This is a genomic window from Pacificitalea manganoxidans (genome assembly GCF_002504165.1).
Taxonomy (GTDB): domain Bacteria; phylum Pseudomonadota; class Alphaproteobacteria; order Rhodobacterales; family Rhodobacteraceae; genus Pacificitalea; species Pacificitalea manganoxidans.
On sequence record NZ_CP021404.1, the window covers coordinates 181,618 to 206,484 of the forward strand.

The 24,867-nt window shown below is 64.2% G+C and carries 21 protein-coding genes; 14 read left to right on the forward strand and 7 right to left on the reverse strand.

What is annotated here, in order from left to right:
* The first annotated feature begins 8 nt into the window (after nt 1–8).
* From CBW24_RS00850 to arfB, 5 genes are all read left to right on the forward strand, one after another.
* Nucleotides 9–1,373: an MFS transporter gene (locus CBW24_RS00850; RefSeq protein ID WP_097372361.1), complete on the forward strand. Its 1,365-nt coding sequence runs from the start codon at nt 9–11 to the stop codon at nt 1,371–1,373.
* Nucleotides 1,340–2,233 carry a penicillin-insensitive murein endopeptidase gene (gene mepA, locus CBW24_RS00855; protein WP_097372362.1) on the forward strand — a complete coding sequence of 298 codons (894 nt, stop codon included), beginning with the start codon at nt 1,340–1,342 and terminating at the stop codon, nt 2,231–2,233. Before CBW24_RS00850 ends, mepA begins: the two co-directional genes overlap by 34 nt.
* Nucleotides 2,206–3,114 carry an esterase-like activity of phytase family protein gene (locus CBW24_RS00860; RefSeq protein WP_232529922.1) on the forward strand — a complete coding sequence of 303 codons (909 nt, stop codon included), beginning with the start codon at nt 2,206–2,208 and terminating at the stop codon, nt 3,112–3,114. Before mepA ends, CBW24_RS00860 begins: the two co-directional genes overlap by 28 nt.
* Nucleotides 3,115–3,215: 101 nt before the next feature.
* A complete protein-coding gene (locus CBW24_RS00865; RefSeq protein ID WP_097372363.1) occupies nt 3,216–3,863 on the forward strand; it encodes a queuosine precursor transporter in 648 nt (215 codons plus the stop codon).
* A 213-nt stretch (nt 3,864–4,076) separates the two neighbouring features.
* On the forward strand, nt 4,077–4,499 hold the full coding sequence (gene arfB / locus CBW24_RS00870; protein WP_097372364.1) for an alternative ribosome rescue aminoacyl-tRNA hydrolase ArfB: 423 nt from the start codon (nt 4,077–4,079) through the stop codon (nt 4,497–4,499).
* 40 nt (nt 4,500–4,539) lie between these two features.
* Here arfB and pncB read toward each other — a convergent pair whose 3' ends face one another.
* Both pncB and pncA read right to left on the reverse strand, forming a co-directional pair.
* Complete coding sequence (gene pncB, locus CBW24_RS00875) at nt 4,540–5,832, reverse strand: nicotinate phosphoribosyltransferase (RefSeq protein WP_088663034.1); 1,293 nt, start codon at nt 5,830–5,832, stop codon at nt 4,540–4,542.
* Between the two features lie 78 nt (nt 5,833–5,910).
* Nucleotides 5,911–6,513: a bifunctional nicotinamidase/pyrazinamidase gene (gene pncA / locus CBW24_RS00880; RefSeq protein WP_097372365.1), complete on the reverse strand. Its 603-nt coding sequence runs from the start codon at nt 6,511–6,513 to the stop codon at nt 5,911–5,913.
* 95 nt (nt 6,514–6,608) lie between these two features.
* On the opposite strand from pncA, the gene trhO reads away from it, so the two are divergent.
* From trhO to CBW24_RS00895, 3 genes are all read left to right on the forward strand, one after another.
* Nucleotides 6,609–7,514, forward strand: a complete 906-nt coding sequence (gene trhO, locus CBW24_RS00885; RefSeq protein ID WP_097372366.1) for an oxygen-dependent tRNA uridine(34) hydroxylase TrhO — start codon at nt 6,609–6,611, stop codon at nt 7,512–7,514.
* Nucleotides 7,515–7,578: 64 nt separating this feature from the next.
* A complete protein-coding gene (gene xylB, locus CBW24_RS00890; protein ID WP_097372367.1) occupies nt 7,579–9,036 on the forward strand; it encodes a xylulokinase in 1,458 nt (485 codons plus the stop codon).
* A 45-nt stretch (nt 9,037–9,081) separates the two neighbouring features.
* The gene (locus CBW24_RS00895; RefSeq protein WP_374709000.1) at nt 9,082–10,374 is read left to right on the forward strand and encodes a cytochrome-c peroxidase; all 1,293 of its coding nucleotides are present in this window, start codon (nt 9,082–9,084) and stop codon (nt 10,372–10,374) included.
* Here the strand turns inward: CBW24_RS00895 and CBW24_RS00900 are convergent.
* Together CBW24_RS00900 and CBW24_RS00905 are read right to left on the reverse strand one after the other, a co-directional pair.
* The gene (locus CBW24_RS00900) at nt 10,368–11,927 is read right to left on the reverse strand and encodes a CRTAC1 family protein (RefSeq protein ID WP_097372368.1); all 1,560 of its coding nucleotides are present in this window, start codon (nt 11,925–11,927) and stop codon (nt 10,368–10,370) included. The genes CBW24_RS00895 and CBW24_RS00900 overlap by 7 nt on opposite strands.
* Nucleotides 11,917–13,122 carry an ROK family transcriptional regulator gene (locus tag CBW24_RS00905; protein ID WP_088663029.1) on the reverse strand — a complete coding sequence of 402 codons (1,206 nt, stop codon included), beginning with the start codon at nt 13,120–13,122 and terminating at the stop codon, nt 11,917–11,919. Before CBW24_RS00905 ends, CBW24_RS00900 begins: the two co-directional genes overlap by 11 nt.
* A gap of 206 nt (nt 13,123–13,328) precedes the next feature.
* Here CBW24_RS00905 and xylF point away from each other — a divergent pair, with 206 nt between their 5' ends.
* The 3 genes from xylF (at nt 13,329) to CBW24_RS00920 (ending at nt 16,537) form a co-directional block, all read left to right on the forward strand.
* A complete protein-coding gene (gene xylF, locus CBW24_RS00910; RefSeq protein ID WP_097372369.1) occupies nt 13,329–14,360 on the forward strand; it encodes a D-xylose ABC transporter substrate-binding protein in 1,032 nt (343 codons plus the stop codon).
* 102 nt (nt 14,361–14,462) lie between these two features.
* Nucleotides 14,463–15,776 (forward strand): sugar ABC transporter permease, encoded by a 1,314-nt coding sequence (locus tag CBW24_RS00915; protein WP_088663027.1) that lies wholly within the window; start codon nt 14,463–14,465, stop codon nt 15,774–15,776.
* Nucleotides 15,776–16,537: an ATP-binding cassette domain-containing protein gene (locus CBW24_RS00920; protein ID WP_097372370.1), complete on the forward strand. Its 762-nt coding sequence runs from the start codon at nt 15,776–15,778 to the stop codon at nt 16,535–16,537. The genes CBW24_RS00915 and CBW24_RS00920 overlap by 1 nt, the downstream gene beginning before the upstream one ends.
* 457 nt (nt 16,538–16,994) lie before the next feature.
* On the opposite strand, the gene pobA is transcribed toward CBW24_RS00920, so the two are convergent.
* Nucleotides 16,995–18,164 (reverse strand): 4-hydroxybenzoate 3-monooxygenase, encoded by a 1,170-nt coding sequence (gene pobA, locus CBW24_RS00925; protein ID WP_097372371.1) that lies wholly within the window; start codon nt 18,162–18,164, stop codon nt 16,995–16,997.
* A gap of 84 nt (nt 18,165–18,248) precedes the next feature.
* Here pobA and CBW24_RS00930 point away from each other — a divergent pair, with 84 nt between their 5' ends.
* From CBW24_RS00930 to CBW24_RS00940, 3 genes are all read left to right on the forward strand, one after another.
* Nucleotides 18,249–19,100, forward strand: coding sequence for a helix-turn-helix domain-containing protein (locus CBW24_RS00930; RefSeq protein ID WP_198405201.1), 852 nt, complete (start codon nt 18,249–18,251; stop codon nt 19,098–19,100).
* Nucleotides 19,101–19,157: 57 nt separating this feature from the next.
* Nucleotides 19,158–20,057, forward strand: a complete 900-nt coding sequence (locus CBW24_RS00935) for a glycosyltransferase (RefSeq protein ID WP_097372373.1) — start codon at nt 19,158–19,160, stop codon at nt 20,055–20,057.
* A gap of 91 nt (nt 20,058–20,148) precedes the next feature.
* Nucleotides 20,149–22,788 (forward strand): S8 family serine peptidase, encoded by a 2,640-nt coding sequence (locus tag CBW24_RS00940; protein ID WP_097372374.1) that lies wholly within the window; start codon nt 20,149–20,151, stop codon nt 22,786–22,788.
* Nucleotides 22,789–22,800: 12 nt separating this feature from the next.
* Here the strand turns inward: CBW24_RS00940 and CBW24_RS00945 are convergent, their stop codons facing one another.
* Both CBW24_RS00945 and CBW24_RS00950 read right to left on the reverse strand, forming a co-directional pair.
* Nucleotides 22,801–23,469: an ABC transporter ATP-binding protein gene (locus CBW24_RS00945; RefSeq protein WP_097372375.1), complete on the reverse strand. Its 669-nt coding sequence runs from the start codon at nt 23,467–23,469 to the stop codon at nt 22,801–22,803.
* Entirely contained in the window at nt 23,466–24,764 is a 1,299-nt protein-coding gene (locus CBW24_RS00950) for a KpsE/RkpR family capsule polysaccharide export protein (protein WP_232529926.1), read from the reverse strand. Before CBW24_RS00950 ends, CBW24_RS00945 begins: the two co-directional genes overlap by 4 nt.
* Nucleotides 24,765–24,867: the final 103 nt, after the last annotated feature.

A 24,867-nucleotide genomic window follows, 5' to 3' on the forward strand; every position in this document is an offset into this window, starting at 1 on the left:
GAGCCGCGATGACGCCCACTGCCCGACAACGCATCTGGGGCTGGTTCTTCTTTGACTGGGCAAGCCAGCCTTACAACACGCTGCTGCTGACCTTCGTGTTCGGCCCCTATGTGAAAGAGGTGCTGGGCGATGGCACCACCGCGCAATCGGTCTGGGCGACGGGGATCGGTCTGGCCGGTATCGTGATCGCGATCTGCGCGCCGATCTTTGGCGGTATGGCCGACACTTCCGGCAACCGGATGCCGTGGATCTGGGCGTTTTCCGCGCTCTACGTCATAGGCGCTGGTATGCTGTGGTTCGCGCAGCCGCAGGATTTCGACCTTTACCGCACGTTGTTCTTCTTTGCCTTAGGGCTGGTGGGGATGGAATTCGCGACGATCTTCACAAACTCCATGTTGCCGGATCTTGGCCCGCGCGAGCAGATCGGGCGGATCAGCGGCAATGGCTGGGCGTTTGGCTATGTGGGCGGGCTGATCGCGCTGGCGCTGATGCTGGCGCTGTTCGCGCAGGGCCCGGATGGAAAGACCTTCATTGGTCTGGACCCGGCGCTGGGGCTCGATCCGGACACGCGCGAAGGCACCCGATTCGTCGGGCCGCTCACCGCCATCTGGTTCATGGTGTTCATGATCCCGTTTTTCGTCTTCGTGCGGGAGCCGCGCCGCCGGGACCGTCCGCGCGGCAGCGTCCGCACCGCGTTGCGCGACCTAGGCACTGCCCTGCGCGAACTGCCGCAACGACCCAGCCTTGCTGCTTATCTTGCCTCCTCGATGTTTTACCGCGACGCGCTGAACGCGATCTATGGCGTGGGCGGGGTCTATGCCGCCGGGGTGCTAGGCTGGTCCGTGGTCGACAGCGGCACGTTCGGTATCCTTGCGATCATCACGGGGGCAGTTTTCGCGTGGCTTGGGGGGCATGCCGATACGCGGTTTGGGCCCAAGCCGGCCATTGCGACCTGTGTCTGGCTGCTGACCGGGGTGTCGGTCTGCCTTGTCTTCATCAGCCGGGACAGTCTGTTTGGCATCCCTCTGCCCGCTGGGTCCAACCTGCCCGATATTTTGTTCTACGGATTGGGCGCGGTCATCGGTGCGGCGGGCGGGGTGCTGCAATCTGCCAGCCGGACGATGATGGTGCGACAGGCCAATCCCGCACGCATGACGCAGAGCTTTGGCCTCTACGCGCTGGCCGGCAAAGCCACCTCGTTCGTCGCGCCCTTGTTGATCGGGTTGGTGACATGGATGAGCGGATCTCAGCAGATCGGCGTGACACCGCTGATCGTGCTCTTCCTCATCGGCCTGTTCCTGCTACGCTATGTGAAAAGCAATGTTGAGGGAGCAGAGAAATGGTCGTCAGAATCCTCGCCTGTGCCGCGCTGATGCTCGGGCTGGCCGGTCCCGCCATCGCGCAGACCAAGGCCAATCAGCTGTTTGGCGCGCAGCGCAGCGCCTCCCCCCATCAGGCCGAGCCCATCGGTGAATATGCCAAGGGCTGCGCGGCGGGCAATGTGCAACTGCCCGAAACCGGCCCGACATGGCAGGCGATGCGGCTCAGCCGGAATCGCAACTGGGCGCAGCCGGAAATGATCGCGTTTGTGCAGCGGCTCAGCCAAGAGGCAACGCGCTGGGGCTGGCAGGGGCTGTATGTCGGGGATATGTCGCAGCCCCGTGGCGGCCCGATGACATCGGGCCATGCCAGCCATCAGATCGGGCTAGATGCCGATATCTGGATGCTGCCCGCGACCAACCTGAGGCTTAGCCGTGCCGACCGCGAACGGATCAGTTCGCTCAATGTGCGCTCCGCCGATCAGCGCAGCGTCAACGCAAACTTCACCCGCGCACATTACGAGATCATCAAGGCCGCCGCTAAGGATTCTGCGGTGGACAGGATCTTTGTCACCCCGCCGGTGAAGGTCGAATTCTGTAAATACGCGCGGCGGTCGGATACATCATGGCTGCAAAAGATCCGCCCCCTTTACGGGCACAACACTCATTTCCACGTCCGGCTGAAATGCCCGCGTGGCAGCCGTCTGTGCGAAACGCAACGTCCCACGGTGAACGAGCTGTCGAAGGGCGGCAATGGCTGCGACGAGACGCTGAATTGGTGGGTGACCGATTACCTGAACCCGCCGAAATCGACCGGGGCGCCCGCCAAACCGGCCCCACGGAAACGGGGCGCGCGCGATTACGTCATGGCCGATCTACCGGCGCAGTGCGACACGGTGCTTCGGGCCAACTGATCCTGCGACTTCTGCCGATCTTCCTGCTGGCCGCCTGTATGCCGGGCGGCCCTCTGGGCAGTGCCGAGATCGGCGCGGCTGCTGGCAGCGTGCCTTTCAGCGGATCGGATGAGGATTTCGGCGGCTGGTCAGGGCTGGAAGTATCCCCCGATGGGGAGCGCTTCACCACGCTTGGGGATCGTGGCTCCATCGGCAGCGGCAGGCTGACCCGAACGGCGGGTGGCACGCTGACCGGGACCGCCGGGTTCACGCATAACCGCCTGCGCGACACGACGGGCGCTGTTACCGGGCCTGATGGTATGGATGCCGAAGGACTGGCGCTGCGCGATGATGGGCGCATCTACGTCTCGTTCGAAGGCGACGCGCGGATCTGGACCTATGCCGATGCAGATGGCCCTGCCGCGTGGATGCCGCGCACACCTGGCTACGACAGCTTGCAAAATAACAGCGGGTTGGAGGCATTGGCCATCGATGCGCAGGGGCGGCTTTACACCCTGCCGGAACGCTCCAGTAGCCTGTATGCGCCATTCCCCGTCTGGCGCTATTCCGGAGGGGACGATTGGGATGAGGTCGCGCGCCTGCGCCGTGATGGTCTGTGGATGCCCGTCGGCGCGGATTTCGGACCGGAGGGGCAGTTCTACCTGTTGGAGCGCAGCTTCAACGGGTTCGGCTTTGCATCCCGTATCCGACGGTTTCCTGCCGATTTCTCCGAGACCGGGGGCGAGATCCTGTATGAAAGCAGTCGCCTGACTCATGGCAATCTCGAAGGGCTGGCGATCTGGCGCGACGGGTCGGGCACCCTGCGCGCGGTCATGATGACCGACAATAATTTCCGCCCCTATCAACGCAGCGAGATCGTCGAAGTCACGCTGCGTGACTGAAATATGCCTTGCGTGAGGCCGGGGGTGCCGTTTAGACAGCCGCGTCCCGCAGGGTGCGGGAACAAGTCGCCGCTACCTTGTCTAAAAAACGGGCATCAAAAATGACTCGCAAATATTTCATTGGCGTTATCGCCATGGCCGCCATTGTCGTGGCCTCCAATATCCTCGTGCAACATCTGCTGGGCGACTGGCTGACATGGGGCGCGATCACCTATCCGTTCGCCTTCCTTGTCACCGATGTCATGAACCGGATTTACGGCCCCGGCCCCGCGCGTAAGGTCGTCTTGGCGGGCTTTGTCGTGGGGGTTCTGTGCTCGCTGATCGGCACCCAGATCATGGTCGAATTTGAGCCGGGCGTGACCGGTCCTGCCGTTACCTTGCGCGTTGCAATCGGCTCCGGCACCGCGTTTATTCTGGCGCAACTTGTTGATATCGCGGTGTTTGATCGCATGCGCGGGGGCAAGTGGTGGCGGGCGCCGCTGGCGTCCAGCATCATCGGTTCGGCCTTGGACACGGCCGTGTTTTTCTCCATCGCCTTCGCGGCTGCGTTCAACTGGATCGAACCGGGGTCTGTGCCCGGCTGGGCGCAGGAGGGGGTGCCGCTGCTGGGCACCGGCCCAATCGTGCCACTGTGGATGTCGCTCGCGCTGGCCGACTGGATGGTAAAGCTGTCGCTGGCGATGATCGCGCTGGTGCCGTTCCGTCTGATCGTCAGCCGGGTGCCAGGCAATCGCACGGAAATGGCTTGACAGATCGCACAGGCGTGCCAACCTCCTAGATAACAGCAACAAGGAAAGGAGGTGGTCCAGTGTCTAAAGAGATGTTGGAGAATTACGTCGGGTCCAAGTCGGGGGTCGCAAAATAGCACCACCGGGGCGGATCAAGACCCGTCTCCTTTCCATTCTCGCGAAGGGTCGCCCACCGGGCGGCCCTTCTTTCTTTGACGCGACCGATTGTTACGCATGCTGCACATCACCGATCAAATCGCCCTTCAGGACTGGGAACTGACCGAGATTTTCACCCGCGCCTCCGGGCCGGGCGGGCAGAACGTCAACAAGGTCTCGACCGCTGTCGAACTTCGGTTCGAGGCGCAATCCTCCCCATCCCTGCCGCCTGTGGTAAAGCAGCGGCTGCGGCGGCTGGCCGGACGCCGCTGGACGTCAGATGGGGCGGTGGTGATTTTTGTGCAGGACACACGCAGTCAGGCGCGCAACCGTGAAATTGCGCGGGAACGGTTGGCGGAACTGGTCGAAAAGGCCACGCATCAACCCAAACGCCGCATCGCGACGCGCCCCACGCTTGGCTCCAAAAAACGCCGGTTGAAGGCCAAAAAGGTCCGAGGAGAGGTCAAATCCCTGCGTGGCAAGGTCGACCCCGGCCCCTGAGCCGCGATTGATGGACATACGCGCGCCGAAAGGCCTGCGCTTAGACGACGACATCCTGCCGTGTTTGATCGCCCACGCCGAACACGCGCTTGTAACGGGCGATCTCGTCAGCCGGGCCCATCGCCTTGTTGGGATTGTCGGACAGCTTCACGGTGGGGCGGCCATCGGCGCGCACGGCTTTGCACACCAGCGAGAAGGGCGCCAGTTGATCGTCCTTGACCAAGCCGCGGAAATCGTTGGTCAGCAGCGTACCCCAGCCGAAACTGACACGCACCCGCCCTGAAAATTGTCGGTGCAGATCGATGATCTTCTGTTCATCCAGCCCGTCAGAGAAAATCACGAGCTTATCACGCGGATCTTCGCCCCGGCTTTCCCACCATGCGATTGCGTTTTCCGCGCCGGTGGCCGGGTCGCCGCTGTCGATGCGGATGCCGGTCCAGCCTTCCAGCCATTCCGGCGCATTGTCCAGAAAACCCTTCGTGCCATAGGTGTCAGGCAGGATGATGCGCAGATTGCCGTCATGCTCTTCGTGCCAATCGGCCAGAACCTGATAGGGCGCGCGGGCCAGCGCGGCGTCATCTTCGGCCAAGGCGGCATAGACCATCGGCAATTCATGCGCGTTGGTGCCGATGGCCTCGATATCGCGCCGCATGGCGATGAGGCAATTCGACGTGCCGGTGAAGCTGTCACCCAGCCCCTCCATCATCGCCTGTACGCACCAATCCTGCCAGAGATAGCTGTGGCGTCGGCGGGTGCCGAAATCTGCGATCTTGAGCCCCTCGACGCCGCGCAGGGTTTCGATCTTTTCCCACAGCCGGGTCATCGCGCGGGCGTAAAGCACCTGAAGCTCGAACTTGCCCATCCGCCCCAGCACAGCGCGACCGCGCAGTTCCATTAGGACGGCAAGCGCGGGGATCTCCCATAGCATCACCTCGGGCCAGCTGCCTTCGAAGGTCAGTTCATACTGGCCGTCGCGCTTTTCCAGATGGTAGGGCGGCAGGCGAAGCTGCTCGAACCACTCCATGAAATCGGGGCGGAACATCTGACGTTTGCCGTAGAAGGTATTGCCGCGCAGCCATGTGCTTTCACCGCGCGTCAGCGACAGGGAGCGGATGTGGTCAAGCTGCTCGCGCAGTTCGCCCTCATCGACCAGTTCGGCAAGCCGGACGGATTTGCTGCGATTGATGAGCGAGAACGTGACCTGCGTGTCGCGCCGATTGCGAAACACCGACTGACACATCAGCAGCTTGTAGAAATCGGTATCGATCAGCGAGCGGACGATCGGGTCGATCTTCCACTGGCGATTCCAGACGCGGTTCGCGATGTCGACCATGTGCCGCCGGGGCCTCTCAGTTGCGCAGTTGCGCCGCAGGCTAGGCGGGTTTGCGGCGGAGGGAAAGACCGGGTGGGGTTAGCGCTCTGTCAGGGTGACGCCCGCCGCGCGCATCGCGGTTAATGCCGCCTCCATCGAGCCATTAAGGTCGATGCCCCGGCAGGCATCTAGGGCCACCTCTGTCTCGAACCCCAGCCTTACCGCGTCCAGCGCCGAAAACTGCACGCAGAAATCGGTGGCAAGCCCGGCCAGCGTCACGGTCGTGATGCCACGCGTCCGCAGCCAGCCGTCCAGCCCCGTGGGGGTGGAGCGGTCATTCTCAAAGAAGGCCGAATAGCTATCGATCGCAGGGTTCGTGCCTTTGCGCAGGATCAGATCGGCGGGGTCGGTGCGTAGGCCGGGATGGAACGCCGCGCCTGTGCTGCCCTGCACGCAATGATCGGGCCACAGAACCTGTTCGCCATAGGGCAGGGTGATCGTCTCCATCGGCGCCTTGCCTTCGTGGCTGGAGGCAAAGCTGCCATGCCCCGCAGGGTGCCAGTCCTGTGTCAGCACGACGGTCCCGGTCTCTGCCATCATCGCGTTGATGCGGGGCACCACGCTATCGCCTTCGGCAACGGCCAGCGCACCGCCGGGGCAGAAGTCATTCTGGACATCGATCACGATCAAGGCTCGGGTCATGGCGGTCTCCTTTGGTCCCACAGGGGTAGGCAGGGCCGGGGGCGGGGTCAATCGGCAGGCTGGTATCCGGCGCGCGGCTCGCCTATCTGACGGGCATGATTACCGTTGCCGCCCTCTATCATTTCGCCCGTCTGCCTGATCCGGCAGCACTGCGTGACCCGCTGCTGACGCTTTGTGCCGATGCGGGGTTGCGCGGCTCGCTTTTGCTTGCGCCCGAGGGGGTCAACGGCACCGTCGCCGGACCGCGTGCGGGCATTGACCGGCTGATTGCCCATCTGCGCGCGATCCCCGGCTTCGCTGAGCTGGAATGGAAAGAGAGTCACGCCGACACCATGCCCTTTGGCCGGATGAAAGTGCGGCTGAAGCGTGAGATCGTTACGATGGGGCAGCCCGACGTCGACCCCACCGCCGCCGTCGGGCACTATGTCGAGGCGGATCAGTGGAATGCCCTGATCGACGCGCCGGATGTCGTGGTGATCGACACCCGGAATGACTACGAGGTCGGCATCGGCAGCTTCGAAGGCGCGATTGATCCCGGCACCCGCAGCTTTGGCGAGTTTCCGGCGTGGTGGGAGGCCAATGCCCACCGGTTCCACAACAAGCGCGTGGCGATGTTCTGCACCGGCGGTATCCGTTGCGAGAAATCCACCAACTACCTGATCGGGCAGGGGGTCGAGGACGTCTATCACCTGAAGGGTGGCATTCTGAAATATCTTGAGCAGGTGCCGGAACAGGACAGCCGCTGGAATGGCGCGTGTTTCGTGTTCGATGATCGCGTGTCCGTCACACATGGACTGGCCGTGGGGCCGCATCTGCTGTGCCATGCCTGCCGTCGTCCGCTGGTGCCCGAGGATCGCGCCCGGGCGGAATGGGAGGAGGGCGTATCCTGCCACCATTGCATCGCTGAGACGACCGAGGCCGATAAATCCCGGTTCCGCGAGCGTCAAAAGCAGATCGCCCTCGCCCGCGCGCGGGGCGAGGCGCATCTTGGGCAAGGCTGACCCCCGTTTAATTTGACTTACGAATTTAATTACCCGATCAAGGACGAAACTTGAGGGAGGTAATATGTTTCTAGGTCTCGATCTGGGCACGTCGGGTCTGCGTGCGGTGCTGGTTTCCGAAGATCAGGATGTCATCGGCGCATCCGAACAGCCATTGGAAACCGCCCATCCCAAGGCCGGCTGGTCCGAGCAGGATCCCGACACATGGCTGCGCGCCATGCATGCCGCCGCCGCCGAGCTGAAGGACGCACACCCGAAATCATGGGCCGCGCTGCGCGGCATCGGTATTTCGGGCCATATGCATGGCGCGACGATGCTGGACGCTGATGGCGCCGTGCTGCGGCCCTGTATCCTGTGGAACGACACCCGCGCCCATGCCGAAGCTGCCGATCTGGATGCCGCCGCGCAGGTGCGCGCGCTGTCCGGCAACATCGTGTTTCCGGGCTTCACCGCGCCCAAGCTGATCTGGACTGCCACGCATGAACCCGATGTGTTCGCCCGCGTGGCCAAGGTGGTGCAGCCGAAGGATTACCTGACCTATGCGCTGACCGGGCGCATCGTGTCGGAGATGTCCGACGCGGCGGGCACGTCATGGCTCGATACCGGCGCGCGCGACTGGTCCGACCGACTGCTGGAGGCGGGCGGCATGCGCCGCGACCAGATGCCCGATCTGGTCGAAGGCTCCGCCCCTGCCGGGACATTGCAGGGGGACATCGCCGCGCGCTGGGGTGTTTCGGACGCAGTCGTCGTGGTCGGCGGTGGCGGCGATAATGCCGCTGCTGCCTGCGGTGTGGGCGCCATGCGCGAAGGCGACGGGTTCGTGTCGCTCGGCACTTCGGGCGTGCTGCTGGCCGCGCGCGACAGTTACGCGCCCAAGCCGGAAAGCGCGGTGCATACCTTCTGCCATGCCATTCCGGGCACATGGTATCAGATGGGCGTGATCCTTGCCGCGACCGACAGCCTGAACTGGCTGCTGCGGCTGTTGAACATGCAACCTTCGGATCTTGCCGGACTGCTGGGGGATCATATCGGCGATCCGGGCCGCATCCGGTTCCTGCCTTACCTGTCGGGGGAGCGGACGCCGCATAACGACAGCACGATCCGCGGGGCGATGGTCGGGCTTGAGATCGGCGCCGGTCCTAAGGATCTAATCCATGCGGTGATGGAGGGTGTGGGCTTTGCCCTGCGCGACAATCTCGAGGCGCTGCGCTCCACCGGCGCGTCGCTGGACCGGGTTCTGGCGATTGGCGGCGGCGCGCGCTCCGACTACTGGGTGCAGCTGCTGGCCACCATTCTGAACCTGCCGGTGGACCTGCCGGCCAAGGGCGAATTCGGCGCGGCGCTGGGGGCCGCGCGGCTGGCGATCTGCGGCGTCACGGATGCCGACCCGGCAGACGTGATGACCAAGCCCGAAATCGCCCGCACGGTCGAGCCGATCGCAGCGCAGGTCGAAGCTTACGAAAGCGCATACCAGCATTATCGCAGGCTCTATCCCGCCATCAAAGGCGCGGCGGAGGGCTGAGCCTCGGCTCTCTGCGGCGCATTCGGGGAGGAACGCGTGGGACGGATCGGCCCTATCATCATTGCGGTGTTCGCCGGGGCCAGCGCGCTTACTGCGGCGGAGTTGCCCGCGCCGGATGCGCTGTTCCCGGCGCAGGACATGGCGCAGGTGCGGCTGGGGCAATTGTTGTTCTACGATCCGATCCTGTCGGGCAGCGGCGAGGTGTCCTGCGCCACCTGCCACCACCCTCGGTTCGGCACGTCGGACGGGCTGTCGCTGGGCTTGGGCGATGGTGCGACGGGGCTCGGCCCCGAGCGCGTGATCGACCCGGACAACCTGCCGGAGGAGCGGGTGCCGCGCAATGCGCCCGCACTGTTTAACCTCGGCGCCGCTGAATTCACCCGAATGTTCCATGACGGACGGCTGGAGGCCGACCCGGACCGCCCCGGTGGTATCCGCACGCCACTGGGGGAGGATATGGCCCTAGGCTTTGCCTCTGTCCTGTCGGCGCAGTCTATGTTCCCGGTGCTCGCCCCCGACGAGATGGCAGGCCATTACGGCGAAAGCGATGTATCACGCGCCGTGCGGATGGGCCTGCTGTCGAGCGAGGGCGGCGCGTGGGATATCATTTCGGCCAGAATCGAATCTATCCCGCCGTATAGAGCCGCTTTCGACGCGATCCTCGGGCAGGACGCGGACATTCACTTCACCGATATATCTGACGCAATCGCGGCCTTCATCGCGCATGAGTGGCGCGCGGATGACAGCGCGTTCGACCGGCATCTGCGGGGCGAGGCGCCGCTCACAGGTCCGGCGCTGGCCGGGATGGAGTTGTTCTACGGGGAGGCGGGATGCAGCACCTGCCATGCCGGCCAATTCCAGACCGATCATGCCTTTCACGCCATCGCGATGCCGCAGATCGGACCGGGGAAAAAGGGGCGGTTCGAAACGCATTACCGCGATACCGGGCGACTGCGCGTCACGGGCCGGGCAGAGGACGCCTATCGCTTTCGCACGCCGTCCCTGCGCAATGTGACGCTGACTGCGCCTTATGGGCATGACGGGGCCTATGCCACGCTGGAAGGTGTCGTGCGGCACCATCTGGACCCTATCGCCGCGTTGCGCGGCTACGACCCTGCGCAGGCGGTGCTGCCGGATCTGGCCGGTGCGGAGGATCTGCATGCCCTGCGGGACCCAGCCGAAACCGATGCCATCGCTGCCGCGAATGAATTGGCGCCGGTCACGCTTAGCGATGCGCAGGTGGCTGAGCTTATGGCCTTCCTCGCCGCGCTCACCGACGACGTAAGCCACCTTGGCGTGCCCCCCACGGTGCCGAGCGGCCTGCCTGTCGATCAGTAGGGCACTAGCGCCAGCGCTGTGCCGTCGCGTGTGACCTGAAGCAAGCGATCCGTGTCTGTTTCGGCCCAATCGCTGGTCCCGCCGTCGGGCCAGATCACCCGAAGCCTCACCTGCTGCGTGTCGCCCAGTCCAAAATGTTCGGGCAACAGGCTGCCGCCGCCATGCCCGCCCCCCACCGTCAGTTCGCGGGTGTAGCGGATGCCGTCTGCCTCGACCTCGATAAAGGCCCCGATGGCGTCCGGGTTGGGCGCAGGCTGCGTCAGGCGGAGTTGCAGCCAATGGCCAGGCGCGGGGCCGGTGTTTTCCCAGATTTCCATCGGCGCGCGCCGGTTGACGACGGCAAGGTCGAGCCGTCCGTCAAGGTTCAGATCCGCCAATGCCGCACCGCGCGCCCGGGCCACAGTGCCTATTCCCGCCGTCAGACCCTGCTCTGCAAAACTGCCATCAGGTTGTTGCAGCAGCAGGTTGTTGGGGTCTTCCATTGCGTTGCTGGGCATCTGGTCGACATTGCCCTTGGCCACGAAAATGTCGTCGTGCCCGTCATTTTGGACATCGCCGAAGGCAACGTGCCACCCGGTCGAAGGCCGCCCGTCATCGCCGAAATAGGGCCGATGCGCCGTCGTTCCCCGATCATAGGTCGCATCGCGATAGGCCGGGGCGCTGGCGCCGACGAGGCTCTGCAGTTTCTGATCGCCCATCGACGTCAGATACACCTCGGCCAGCCCGTCCCCGTCGAGATCGCGGCTGGCAATGCCCATGCCCCAGATCACATAGCTTTCCCAGCCATCGGCACGGGTGAACAGCCGGGGGGCATCCTCCATCGCCCATAGCTGTTCCTCGCCGCCGCGCACATAGTAGTGCCGGTCATTGGAAATGCGCAGGTCGGCGCGGCCATGACGGCCCCAATCGGTGAATAGGATCGACAGCGCGCAATAGCCGGGTTCCAGAACCTGCGGTGCGGCGTAGCCTGTCGGGGTGGGGCGGTAGAGCCGGTTGCTGTCGCAGGCCCCAAACGGGCCCTTCGGGTCGTCGCGGTCGACATAATTGCCAATCGCCAGCGTCGGAAGCGCCGCGCCCTGTTCCCATGTCGCGGAGAACGCCGTGCTCCAACGGGCCTCGTCCGCCAGATGCAGATCGTCGAAGGGCGCAAACCCGCAGGCTCCGTCACCGCGCAGCAGCACGTTCGCACCCACGCGCAGCACCGCCAGATCCGTATGCCCGTCACTGTCGATGTCCAGCGGCCACGCCCCGGTCACACCTGTCAGGGCAAGCGATTGCGGTGTGTCAGGCTCAAATCTCAGCGCCGCGCCACGCGCAGCGGTGCGGTTGCGCAACAAGGTGGCCGAGCTGCTACCTCCGGCGGCGTAGAGTTCGGGCATCGCATCGCCATCGCAATCGAAAGCCGCGACGCCGCCCCCCACGAAATGCTCCCATCCGCCGGTATAGGCATGGGTGATGCCCGCGCTTCGATCCGCAAAAACAGGCACATCCGGCTGGGCCGCAGCCGCCCCCGCGCACGCGATCAGCAGCAGGGAAAGCCGCTCAGGCCGCATTGTCAGACATGTCGCGCAGGGCGATTTCCGCCACACGGTCGATTGCATAGGCCGCCGCGCCCTTGGCCCACATGTGGTTGCCCCATCGGTGAATCACCACTTCGGGCGGCGGCATATCGACCTGAATGATGCTGTCGCGCATCGCCTCCATGACCTGTTCGGCATAGAGGTAATCGAACTGCATCCGCTCCCCCGACAGGATGATGAGCTGAGGGTCGAAGATGTTGACAAGATTGGCCAGCCCCAGCGCAAAAATCCGTCCGGCACGGTCAACGATATCGGCGGCGCGCGCGTTTCCGGACAGCGCGGCATCGATCAGCGTTTTCATCCGGTGATCCTGCGCGCCCCATGTGGCAAAGGCGTCTTCGTGCCCCGCTTCGCGCAGCAGCGCGTAATCGGCCACATAGGCCTCAAGACAGCCGCGCTGACCGCACCGGCAGAGCGCCCCGTCCAGCTGGATCTTGGTGTGGCCGAATTCCGCACCACAGCCGCGCGCGCCGCGATAGATCTCGTTGCCCAGCACAATGCCCAGCCCGACGCCGCTTTCGATTGTGACGACGAGGAAGTCGCTGACCTCCCGCCCGTGGCCGAAGTATAGTTCGGCCATCGCGACCAGATTGGCGTCATTGTCCAGAAAGACCGGCGCAGAAAACCGTTCCTGAAGCAGCGCGCCCAACTGCACGTTGCGTCGGGTCAGATGCGGCGACCAATGCACCAGATTGGTGCTGGCCTCCACGGTGCCGGCAAGCCCGATGCCAATACCGGAGATCGTATCGGATGCGACCCCCACCTCGGTCGCGGCGGCTTCCAGCGCGGCATGCAGCACTTCGGCAAAGCCTTCGGGCGTGAAATCAGGTGCGGGCAGGGGGAAGGTATGCTCGCCGATCTGACTGCCTTCGAAATCCAGCAGGACGGTGGAGACCGTGCGCTCGGTCACCTTCATTCCGGCCACGATATGGGCGGCGGCCCGGATGCGCAGGTCCACGCGCGGGCGTCCGCGACGGGAGCCGGGCCCGGCTGCTTCGCGCGGAACCTCCTCGATCAATCCATCGCGGATCAGCTCGGCGGTGATGGTGGTGACGCTGGCCTGACTGATGCCGGTTCGCTGGGCCAGGTCGATACGCGCGATCTGACCGGCAAGCCGGATATTCGTAAGCAAACTGCGCCTGTTGGCATCTCTCTGGTCCAATTGCATGGCGCCTCCTCCCCCGCACCGATCTTCGGCAATAGATTAATTCAGACGCAAAATCAATTCGTAAGCGGCACCGGGCAGTCCGGTCTCGATGCTGCATTGCGGCGCTCTGACAGGCGGATCGCTAATTAATTTGCAATGTGAATTTAATATTGCTAGTGATTCTGCATACCCCAAGCAGGAGGCGCGGGGGAGTAGGGAGGATTACCATGAAGAAATTTACCGTTGCAGCTGCGACTCTGCTCAGCATGTCGGTGTCGAGCATGGCGCTCGCACAGGATGGCCTGACCGTCGGTGTCAGCTGGTCCAACTTTCAGGAAGAGCGTTGGAAGACCGACGAAGCGGCGATCAAGTCGGCGCTCGATGCGGCCGGTGCCGAATACGTCTCGTCCGACGCGCAAAGCTCCTCGGCCAAACAGCTGTCCGACGTGGAAAGCCTGATCGCCCAAGGCGTCGACGCCCTGATCATCCTCGCCCAAGACAGCCAAGCCATCGGCCCCGCCGTTCAACAGGCCGCCGACGAAGGCATCCCGGTCGTGGGCTACGACCGCCTGATCGACGATCCCCGCGCCTTCTACCTGACCTTCGACAACGTGGAAGTGGGCCGCATGCAGGCCCGCGCCGTGCTGGAGCAGGCCCCCGAAGGCAACTACGTCATGATCAAGGGTTCGCCCACCGATCCCAACGCGGACTTCCTCCGCGGTGGCCAGCAGGAAGTGCTGCAGGACGCCATCGACAGCGGCAAGATCACGATCGTGGGCGAGGCCTATACCGATGCGTGGCTGCCCGCCAACGCACAGCGCAACATGGAGCAGATCCTGACCGCGCAGGACAACGCCGTGGATGCTGTCGTGGCGTCGAACGATGGCACCGCCGGTGGCGCCGTGGCCGCGCTGACCGCGCAGGGCATGGACGGTATCCCGGTGTCGGGTCAGGACGGCGATCACGCCGCGCTGAACCGCGTCGCCAAAGGCACCCAGACCGTCAGCGTGTGGAAGGATGCCCGTGAACTGGGCAAACGCGCCGCTGAGATCGCGGTGAGCCTTGCCGATGGCACCGCCCCGATGGATGTCGAAGGCGCCGAGGCGTGGACCTCCCCCGCGGGCACCGAACTGACGGCTGTGTTTCTCGACCCGATCCCGGTCACGCAGGACAACCTGAACGTGGTCGTGGACGCGGGCTGGATCGAAAAAGACGCGCTGTGTCAGGGCGTCACGGACGGCCCCGCCGTCTGCAACTGATCCACGCCACACGGCATGTTTTAAGATCGGGCCGCCCTTCCTCGGAGCGGGGCGGCCTTTTTTGCACCCAAATTCCTGAAACCCTGGACCCGGAGGACCGTCATGGCTGAGCAGACCGCACCCGCCAGCACCCAGACGACCGCCAAGCCGACGCCGCGCCGCAACTTTGCGCAGGTGCTCGAACTCGATACCCGTCTTCTCGGGATGATCGGGGCGTTCATCCTGATGTGCATCGGCTTTGACCTGTTCACCGACGGGCGGTTCCTGACCGCGCGCAACATCTTCAACCTGACAATCCAGACCGTGTCCGTCGCGATCATGGCCACCGGCATGGTTTTCGTCATCGTGACCCGGCATATCGATCTGAGCGTCGGCTCGCTACTGGCGACCTGTTCCGCCGTGATGGCGATGACGCAGACACAGATCGTGCCGGACATGCTGGGCATGGGGCTGAACCACCCGCTGACATGGGTCATCGCGCTGGTTGTGGGGCTGATCGCCGGCGGGCTCATCGGGGCGTTTCAGGGATGGCTCATCGGCTATCTGTTGATCCCGTCCTTTATCGTGACGCTGGGCGGTTTGCTCGTCTGGCGCAACGTGGCGTGGTATCTGACCAGCGGCCAGACGATCGGCCCGCTCGACGCGAGTTTCATGCGGCTGGGCGGGATCAACGGCACGCTGGGTGTGACGTGGTCTTGGGTTGTGGCCGTGGTTTGTGCCGTGGCTGCCGTGGCTGCGTTGTGGAATGCGCGTCGCAACAAAATCCGGCATGATTTCCCGGTGAAACCGGTCTGGGCCGAAGCGCTGATGTCGCTATTCGCCGTGGCCGCGATCATGGGGTTCGTCGCGATCCTCGCGTCCTACGAAATCCCAAGCCGCCGGCTCGAACGCATGTTCGAAGCGCGTGGCGAGGTGATGCCCGAAGGCTTTACCACCGGCTACGGTCTGCCGCTGTCCGTGCTGATCCTGATCCTTGTCGCCGTGGCGATGACCATCGTGGCGCGGCGCACCCGGCTGGGGCGCTACATCTTTGCCACCGGCGGTAACCCGGATGCAGCCGAACTGTCGGGCATCAACACCCGGCTCCTGACGGTCAAGGTTTTTGCCATCATGGGCATGCTGGCGGCGCTCTCCGCCGCTGTGGCCTCCGCCCGTCTGACGAACCACGCCAATGACATCGGCACGCTCGACGAGCTGCGTGTGATCGCGGCGGCGGTGATCGGCGGCACGGCTCTATCCGGCGGGTTCGGCACGATCTATGGCGCCATTCTCGGCGCGCTGATCATGCAGTCGCTGCAATCGGGCATGGCCATGGTGGGCGTCGACGCGCCGTTCCAGAACATCGTCGTCGGCTCCGTGCTGGTGCTGGCTGTGCTCATCGACATCATCTATCGGAAGCGGGCGGGAGTGAAATGATGGCTGACACGCAACAGACACCCCTTGTCGAAATGCGCAACATTTCGATCGCCTTCGGCGGCGTGAAGGCCGTCGATCACGTCAGCGTCGATCTGATGCCCGGTGAGGTCGTGGGGCTTTTGGGCCATAACGGCGCTGGCAAATCGACCCTGATCAAGATCCTGTCGGGTGCCTATCAGGCTGATGAGGGCGAGATCTTTATCAACGGCGAAAAGGCGACGATCACCAACCCGCGGGATGCCCGGAAATACAACATCGAGACGATCTACCAGACCTTGGCGCTTGCCGATAATCTGGACGCGGCCTCGAACCTGTTTCTGGGTCGGGAACTGGTATCGCCGCTGGGCTTTGTCGACGATGACGCGATGGAGGCTGAGACGCGCAAGATCATGCAGCGCCTCAACCCCAATTTCACCAAGTTCGCAGCCCCGGTCAGCGCGCTGTCGGGTGGCCAGCGGCAATCCGTGGCAATTGCGCGGGCCGTCTATTTCAACGCCCGCATCCTGATCATGGACGAACCCACCGCCGCGCTTGGCCCGCATGAGACGCAGATGGTGTCGGAACTGATCCAGCAACTGAAAGCTGACGGTATCGGCATCTTCCTGATCTCGCATGACATCCACGACGTGATGCATCTGTGCGACCGCGCCTCGGTGATGAAGAACGGTGAACTGGTCGGCACGGTCGATGTGTCCGACGTGACCGACGATGATCTGCTGGGGATGATCATCCTCGGCAAACATCCGAAGAAGGCCGCCTGACAAGCGTTGCGGCGCCAAGCGGTGAGGATGAAACGCCAGCCCCTGTGGGCTGGCGTTTTTCGTAGGGACCGGCGCGCGACGGGGTGAGCGCATCCGCCCGCGAACAAGGCGAAGCCGCGCGGGCGAGCACTTCGGTTGGGATCAAGCGCACCCGCTCATCCGTCAGCGCCATTCCCCAGGCAGGCTGGTGTGGCAATTAAAATGTCCACGCCCGACAGCCTTCGAGCTACGCGCACCCGCCCGCGAACAAGGCCGAAGGCCGCGCGGGCGAGCGCCTGCCCGTCCCTGCGGGCTGGCGCTTTGCCATCTCACGCTGACCTCGGAGCGGAGAGGGATGTGGCTGGCATAAAGCACACCCGCTCAACCCATAGAGCGCCATCCCCCGGGCAGGCTCATGTTGCGCTCATTTGGTGGCAGGAGATGTCGCACTCCCCTCAACTCAGGTTTCACCGCCTGCTCAATACGGCAGCCCCACATAATTCTCCGCAAGCGCGGTCTGGGCGGCGGGGGATTGTTCCAGATAGGCGATCTCGGCCTCCTGCATGCGTTGCCCGAAATCGCCCTGATCGGGGAAGCTGTGCAGCGTGCTGGTCATCCACCACGAAAAGCGCGACGCTTTCCAGACACGGGCCAGGGCCTGCGTGCTGTAGGTCTCGACGCCTTCATCCCCGTCACCTGCGTAAAGCGCGATCAGCGCGCGGGACAGGTAATGCACATCCGACGCCGCGAGGTTCAGACCCTTGGCCCCGGTCGGCGGCACGATATGTGCGGCATCGCCCACCAGAAACAACCGGCCCCAGCGCATCGGCTCGGCGATGAAGCTGCGCAGCGGCGCGATGGATTTCTCGATGCTAGGTCCGGTGATCAGCTTATCGGCGGCTTCTTCGGGAATGCGGCGTTTCAGTTCGTCCCAGAACCGGTCGTCGGACCATGCTTCGACCTTATCGTCGACCGGCGCCTGAACGTAGTAGCGGCTCAGGTTCGCATTGCGCATGGAGCATAGGGCAAAGCCGCGCGGGTGGTTGGAATAGATCAGTTCATGATCGACAGGCGGCGTCCGTGACAGGATGCCAAGCCAGCCGAAAGGATAGACCTTTTCGAATTCCTGCCGCCGCTCCTGCGGGATGGTCTGGCGACTGACCCCGTGAAACCCGTCACACCCGGCGATCCAGTCGCAATCGATGCGATGTTCGGTGCCGTCTTTGGTGTAGGTCACCCAAGGCGCGTCGGACGTGGGCTCGTGAATGGTGACGCCCTCGGCCTCCTCGATGATCTTGCCGTCCATCGCATCGCGCGCGGCATAGAGATCCTGCGTCACCTCCGTCTGACCGTAGACGGTTACGGTGCGGTCGGTGAGCTTTTTGAAATCGATGCGGAAATCATGCCCGCGGGCTGAGATGCGCGTGCCGTTATGCACGAACCCCTCGGCATCGAGCCGCTCTCCCACGCCCGCCCGGCGCAGCAGATCGCACATGCCGGATTCCAGCACGCCCGCGCGGATACGCCCCAGAACATAGTCGCGGCTGCGCCGCTCCAGAACCACGGTGTCGATGCCCTGCAAATGCAGCAGTTGGCTGAGAAGAAGCCCCGAAGGGCCGCCGCCGATGATACAGACTTGAACGCGCATGATGTTCCTCCTTTACCGGTAGGTATCGCGCATCAGGCGACCCGTGCAGCTGGCGAAGCCGACAATAAATGGTATATATCGTGCATGACGCGCCGCACCGAGATCCCGGCCTTCGCGCTTTATGGGGAGCGCGCGGGCCTGCCCGACCTTTTGCATGTGGAAACGATCCGCGACCGGGCCGGGCCGCTGGATTGGGAAATCGCCATGCACAGGCATCCCTCATTGGTGCAGTTTCTCTGGCTAGACACAGGTGGCGGGGCGCTGCGGCTGGATGGGGGAACGCACGAGTTTGGCCCCGGCACCGCGATTTTCCTGCCGCGGCTCTGTCCGCATGGGTTCCGCTTCAGCCCCGGCGCGCAAGGTCTGGTCGTCACGCTGCCCGTTGCTGCGCTGACCGAGGCGATGGAACAGGCCGCCGCCGATCTGGTCGCACCGTGGTTGGGGGCAGCGGATGCGCAATTCACGGCGCTTATGCAGGAGATCGCGCGGGAACACGCAGCCCGCGACCCTTACCGGACAGAGGCGCTGCGCGCGCGGATCGTGCTGTTGGCGCTGTGGGCTATTCGGGCCAGCGGTGGCATCGCCGCGCGGCAGCCGCGCTCGGCCTACGGGGGGCTCGTCACCGCGTTTCTGGATTTGCTGGAGCGTGAATTCCGTGCGCAGAAGGAAACGGTGTTCTATGCCGCGGCGCTGCACCGCACAGCCTCGCATCTGACCCGCGCGTGTAAGGCCGTGACCGGCCAGACCGCATCGGCGCTGATCCGCGAGCGCGTGATGCTCGAAGCGCGCCGCGAACTGGCCTACACCGCCCGGCGGGTGGCGGAGATCGGTTATGATCTGGGCTACGAAGATCCCGCGCATTTCGCCAAGGCCTTCCGCGCCGCTACCGGCCATGCGCCGCGCGATTTCCGTGCGCAGGTTGCCCGCGGCTCCTAACCGATTGGCAATCTATAAGCGCTAGGCAGGGCCATCCGCTTTGCCAAGGAATGCCTGATGCGCGACACGGTTACCATTCTGCTGGCCCTCTATCAGGGGGAAACCTACCTGCCGGCACAGCTAAGCAGCCTGCTGCGATTGACCGGGCCTCGTTGGCGTTTGCTGGTCTCGGACGACGGGTCCGATGATGATGGGCCGGCCCTGCTACACCGGTTCGCGACGCGGGTGGGGCGCGATATCCGCCTAATTGACGGTCCGGGGCAGGGACATGCGGCCAATTTTATGCATTTACTTGGACAGGCGCCGCCGGGGCCTGTCGCTTTCTGCGATCAGGACGATGTGTGGTTTCCCGACAAACTTGACCGCGCAATGCGGGCGCTGGCTCCGCTAGGCGACCGGCCGGGCATGTATTGTGGCCGCAGCTGTGTCACCGCAGCGGATCTGAGCCCCACGCATCTGTCGCGGCTGCCGCGCCTGCCGCCAAGTTTCGGCAATGCGCTGGTGCAAAGCCTCGCGGGTGGCAACACCATCGTGCTGAATCGGGCCGGGGCTGATCTGCTGCGTCGATGCCTGCCCCGCACAGCCCCCGCGGCGCATGACTGGTGGGCGTATCAGGTGATGACCGGCTGCAACGGCAGTGTGCTTTATGATCCGCAGCCCGCGCTGGCCTATCGTCAGCACGGCGGCAACGCGGTGGGAGACAATCGCGCCCTCTCGGCGCGGGCCAAGCGGGGTCTGGCCCTGCTGACGGGTCGGTTCCGCGCGGATGTGGAGCGGCAGATGTTCGCGTTGAATGCCGCCCGCCCGTGGATGACCCCGGACGCGCGCGCCCAGATGGATCGTTTCATCGCCGGGCGGGCGAGCGGCGCGACGGGGTTCTGGCGGTCCGGCGCGCACCGTCAGGGGATGGGGGGCACGCTGGCTCTTGGCGTGGCGGCGGCGCTGGGTCGGATTTGAAAGGATTGCCCGGTTTGGGCCATGATTGCTTAAACGTTTCGAAAGGCTGAGCAGCGCAAGACAAGGTCGGTGATTATGCGAGGACTGACCTATGAAACCGACCGACCCGCTCTATGCGTCGCAATGGCATTTCGATCTGCTGGGCGATATCGAAACCATCTGGGATGACTATTCCGGCGCGGGGGTAAAGGTGGGTGTCTTCGACACCGGGACCGAGGCGGATCACCCCGACCTTGACGACAATTACGACGAAACCCTGCATTACGACGGGCGCTCGGGGCGGGGCCGGGATGATGGCCAGCCCAATGGAAGCGGCGACGGTCACGGCACGGCCTGCGCAGGCTTGATCGCTGCGGAAGCCAACGACATCGGCGGCGTCGGTGTGGCGTGGGGTGCAACCGTGGCAGGGGTTGATTACCTCAACCACCTGCAACACTACATCTCCTCCGACCGGGAAACCTACATCGACTCGGTCGAACACGCCGCGAACTTCGATGTCGTCAGCAATAGCTGGGGGGCTCTTGGAACCTATAGCTCCGCACAGGATATCGGTGACACCAACACCGGCGCGCAGATCACGCATAGGGCGTTCGTCCACGCAGCCGAAACCGGGCGGGACGGGCTTGGCACCCTGATTACCAAGGCGGCAGGCAACGACGCGCATAGCAGCTCCATTCAGGGATCGCACCGGACCTATGGCAATGCCCAGGGCGAGGGCTTGAACAACTCCGAGGTGGTGTTGGTCGTCGCCGCCACACAGAAAAGCGGCCTGCCGCAATCCTATTCCAACTGGGGGTCGAACGTGTCGATTACCGCGCCTGCGGCCTCTGTCACCACCGACATGACCGATGGCGGCTATTCCTACGGGGACCACACCACTGGTTTCGGCGGAACGTCCGCCGCGACCCCCGTGGTTGCCGGTGTGATCGGGCTGATGCTGGAGGCCGCGCCGGGTCTGGGCTGGCGCGATGTGCACGAAATCCTCGCGATTTCCGCCGCGCAGACCGGGTCCGACTTTGGCGACGGGCCTTCCGGCTATGAGATGGGCGCGTGGATGTCGAACGGGGCGACCACATGGAATGGTGGTGGGCTCAGCTTCAACATCAGCCACGGTTTCGGCATGGTCGATGCCTTTGCCGCCGTGCGGATGGCGGAAGTCTGGCAAACCATGCGCCCGGAGGCCGCGACCTCGGCCAATGACCGCACGGCGAGCGGCAGTTGGTCGGGCCGCAATGACACCATCCCCGACGGCGGTGTTCTGGATGCGGAAATTTCGGTGAGCCGCGACATTACCGTCGAGCATATCTTTGTCACCGTCTCCGTCGATCACGCCTATGACGGGGATCTGACGGTGGAGCTGATCGGTCCGGGCGGCGAGACTTATTTGCTGTTCGATCAGGAGCGGGGGCAGGTCGGCTTCGGTGGCGAATACACCTTTGCGGTGACCGGCGCGCGCGGCATGAGCAGCGCGGGCACTTGGACCGTCCGCCTGACCGATGCGCGCGGCGATGGCGCGGGCACCCTGCGCGACGCGGTGTTGAGTTTCCGGGGGGCCAGTGCTGATTCCGACAGCGTCCACACCATCACCGATGACTTTCTGGAACTGGCCGATGTGGAAACCGAGCGGCGCGTGCTGACCGATACCGATGGCGGCACTGACTGGCTGAACCTCGCGGCGCTGGCGGGCGATGTCGCGCTGGATTTGCGGGCAGGGGGCCAATTGCAGGTCGATGGGCAGAACTGGGCCGAGATCGGTGATGCCGCTGCGTTTGAAAATGTGGTCAGCGGCGATGGGGCCGACATGCTAACGGGCAATGATGGCGACAACCGCCTGCTGGGGATGCGCGGTGACGATGTGCTCAGCGGGGGCGCGGGCGCGGACCTGCTGGACGGCGGCGCCGGGCGGGATACAGCCAGCTATGCCGGCTCCAGCCGAGGGCTCCGCGCCGATCTGCTGCTGAACAGCGAAAATACGGGCGAGGCCGAAGGTGACCGGTATCGCGGGATCGAGGATCTGCTCGGCTCCGATCATGCCGATGACCTGCGCGGCAATGAGGGGGACAACACGCTCCGCGGCGGGGCTGGGGCTGATTTCATCATGGGTCGCGACGGGGATGACTGGCTCATCGGTAATTCCGGGCATGACATCCTTACCGGCAACGCGGGCGATGATCGGCTGCAAGGCTGTGTTGGCAATGACCGTCTGATCGGCGGCGATGGCGATGACACGCTAGAAGGCGGAAGCGGCAATGACAGCCTCATCGGTGGCAGCGGCAACAATTGCTACAGCGGCGGGGCGGGACGCGACGTGCTTTATGACGGGTCGGGCCGGGGTATGCTGTTCGGCGGGGCCGATGCGGACCGCCTGATTGCGGGCGGTGGCAATGACCGTTTGTGGGGGGATGGCGGCGCGGACCGGCTTAACGGCGGCAACGGCAATGACAGGCTGAACGGTGGCGCGGGCGCGGATTACCTTGTCGGGGGTAGCGGGCGCGATCAGTTCGTCTTCCAAAACGACATGGGTATGGACCGGGTTGCTGATTTCAATGACACGCAGGATCGGCTGATGTTCGACAGCGCATTGGTGGGCACTGTCAGCAGTGCCGAGGATCTGGTGTCACGATACGGGCAGCAGTCCGACGCGGGGTTCACATTTGACTTCGGCAGCGATGATCAACTGACCCTGCTGGGCTATCATGGCGATCCGACCGGGGCGATTTTGCTGGTCTGACAGGCGACGGGGTCAGGCGCCCTCAGGCTCCGGCTCCGTCCGCAGGTTGCGTTCATGGACCAAAATCGCCTCGTTCAGATTGGGGTAATAGGTCAGGTTTCCGCCCTCCAGCACGGCCCCTGCGGTGCAAAGCCGCTGAAGCATCGGCATCGAATGGCTGACCACGACCGCGCCGCTCGTCGACATGCGGTCGATAAGCACCGCCTCGCTTTTTTCGCGGAAAGCGGCATCGCCGACGGACACGACCTCATCCACCAGATAGGTGTCAAACCGGATACCCATTGAGACGGCAAAGGCCAGCCGGGCCTTCATCCCCGTCGAATAGGTGCGGACCGGGTGATGTATCTGGCGTCCCAAGGCCGCAAACCCCATAGCGAAGTCGAGCAGCTCGTCTGTGTCGACCCCGTAGATTCGCCCGACGAAGCGCACATTCTGCGCGCCGCTCAAATCAGGATGGAAGCTGCCCTGAAACCCCACCGGCCACGACACCTGCCCGGTGATCGAAATGCGCCCCCGATCGGGGCGCAGGCTTCCCGCAATCATGCGCAGGAGGGACGATTTGCCAGCGCCGTTGCGGCCCAGAAGTGCGATGCAGCGGTTGCCGGGTAAGTCGGCTGTGACGTCGCGCGCAACGACCGATCCATTCGGGTAACGCTTGCTGACCTGCTGAAACCGGATCACCGGCGGTCCCGCAGCGAATAGGCCACCAGCGCCAGTATCGACCAGATGCCGACAGACAAAGCGACAAGGATCAACAGGATCGAAACCCGCCGTGGGTAAAGCGGCGTTTCGGGCAGCGTGGGCGACATATAGGCGGCCAAGTAGCGGCTTTGCCGGCGGGCCTCCGCCACCGCCGTGTCAAAGCTCGCCCGGGCGGCAAGATAGGCGGTTTCCGAAAACTCGCGATCCACGCTTAACCGTTCATAGGTGCCGACCAGATCTGCGTAACCGCCTGCACTGTCCTGACCATCGGCAGCGGCGCCGATCTTGCGCCGCTCCTCCTCGATCCTCGCGTTTATCACGGCGATCTTCCGCTCTGCCTGTGCGATCCGGGGATCCCCGGCGCGGGTCGATCCTCGTAATAGGTCGAACTCGATCAGCGTTTCGGCTTGCTGTGCCTGCAATGAGGTCAGCAGCCCCATCTGCCCTTGGATATCGATGCCGGGATCGACGACCTGCGTGCGATTGCGAAAGGCGGTGACCGCCTCGCGCGCCTCTCTCAGCCGGGCGGTGGCATCGTCCAGATCCTGTTGCGCGTGGCGCGTGGTATCCGCCCGGGCGATGTCAGAGAGCCGGTTGATCATGCGGTTCGACGCCGCGAATATCGCCTGCGCGATCATCTGGGCATCGCCGGGGGTAAAGGCGCGCGCCTCGACCTCGATCAGCCCAGCGGTCGGATCATAGTCCACGCGCACCATCCGGGACCAATAGCGTGTCAGCGCCTCGATCCCGCCTGCGGGAGAAAGCGCGAAGATGGGGTCATCCGGCGCGCCGGCGAAGCGATGCCTAAGGCCGAGCTGTGAATCGATTTGGCGCACAAGCTCCTGACTTTGAATGTATTTATACAGGATATCCGTGTCCGAAGAACTTGCACCCGACAAATCGCCCAACCCGCCAAGGAAGGCAAAGGCAGGGCTTGCCTCCTCTGTTCTGACGGTAAAGCCGACGGTGGAGGCATACTGATCCGCGGCGCGGGTCCACAGATACCATGCCGCAAGCGCTGCGGGCAGCAGCACCAGCACTGCGAAGCTGCCCACAAGCGACCAGTGCCGCCAGCGCAATCGCGCGGCGCGCGCCGGGGCGGGCACCTCGATCAACCGCACCGCAGGAGCGGATTGCAGAGCATTGTTTTGGCGCCGTTGGATTGCCTGCCGCCGCCGCGCGCGGCGAAGGATGGCCGCGCTGTCCTCCTCAGGCGGGGGCGCGGTGAGAGAGGGAACGGCCCCGTCCCCGCCCGGTCCCTTCGTGGTCTCCACCGTTCTGACCATCGCCCTGCCTGCCACGTTCACGCCTCCGCCGGTTAACCGGATCACAACCAATCTGGAGGCAGTCTAGGCCGGAACCGATTACCGCCCCGTT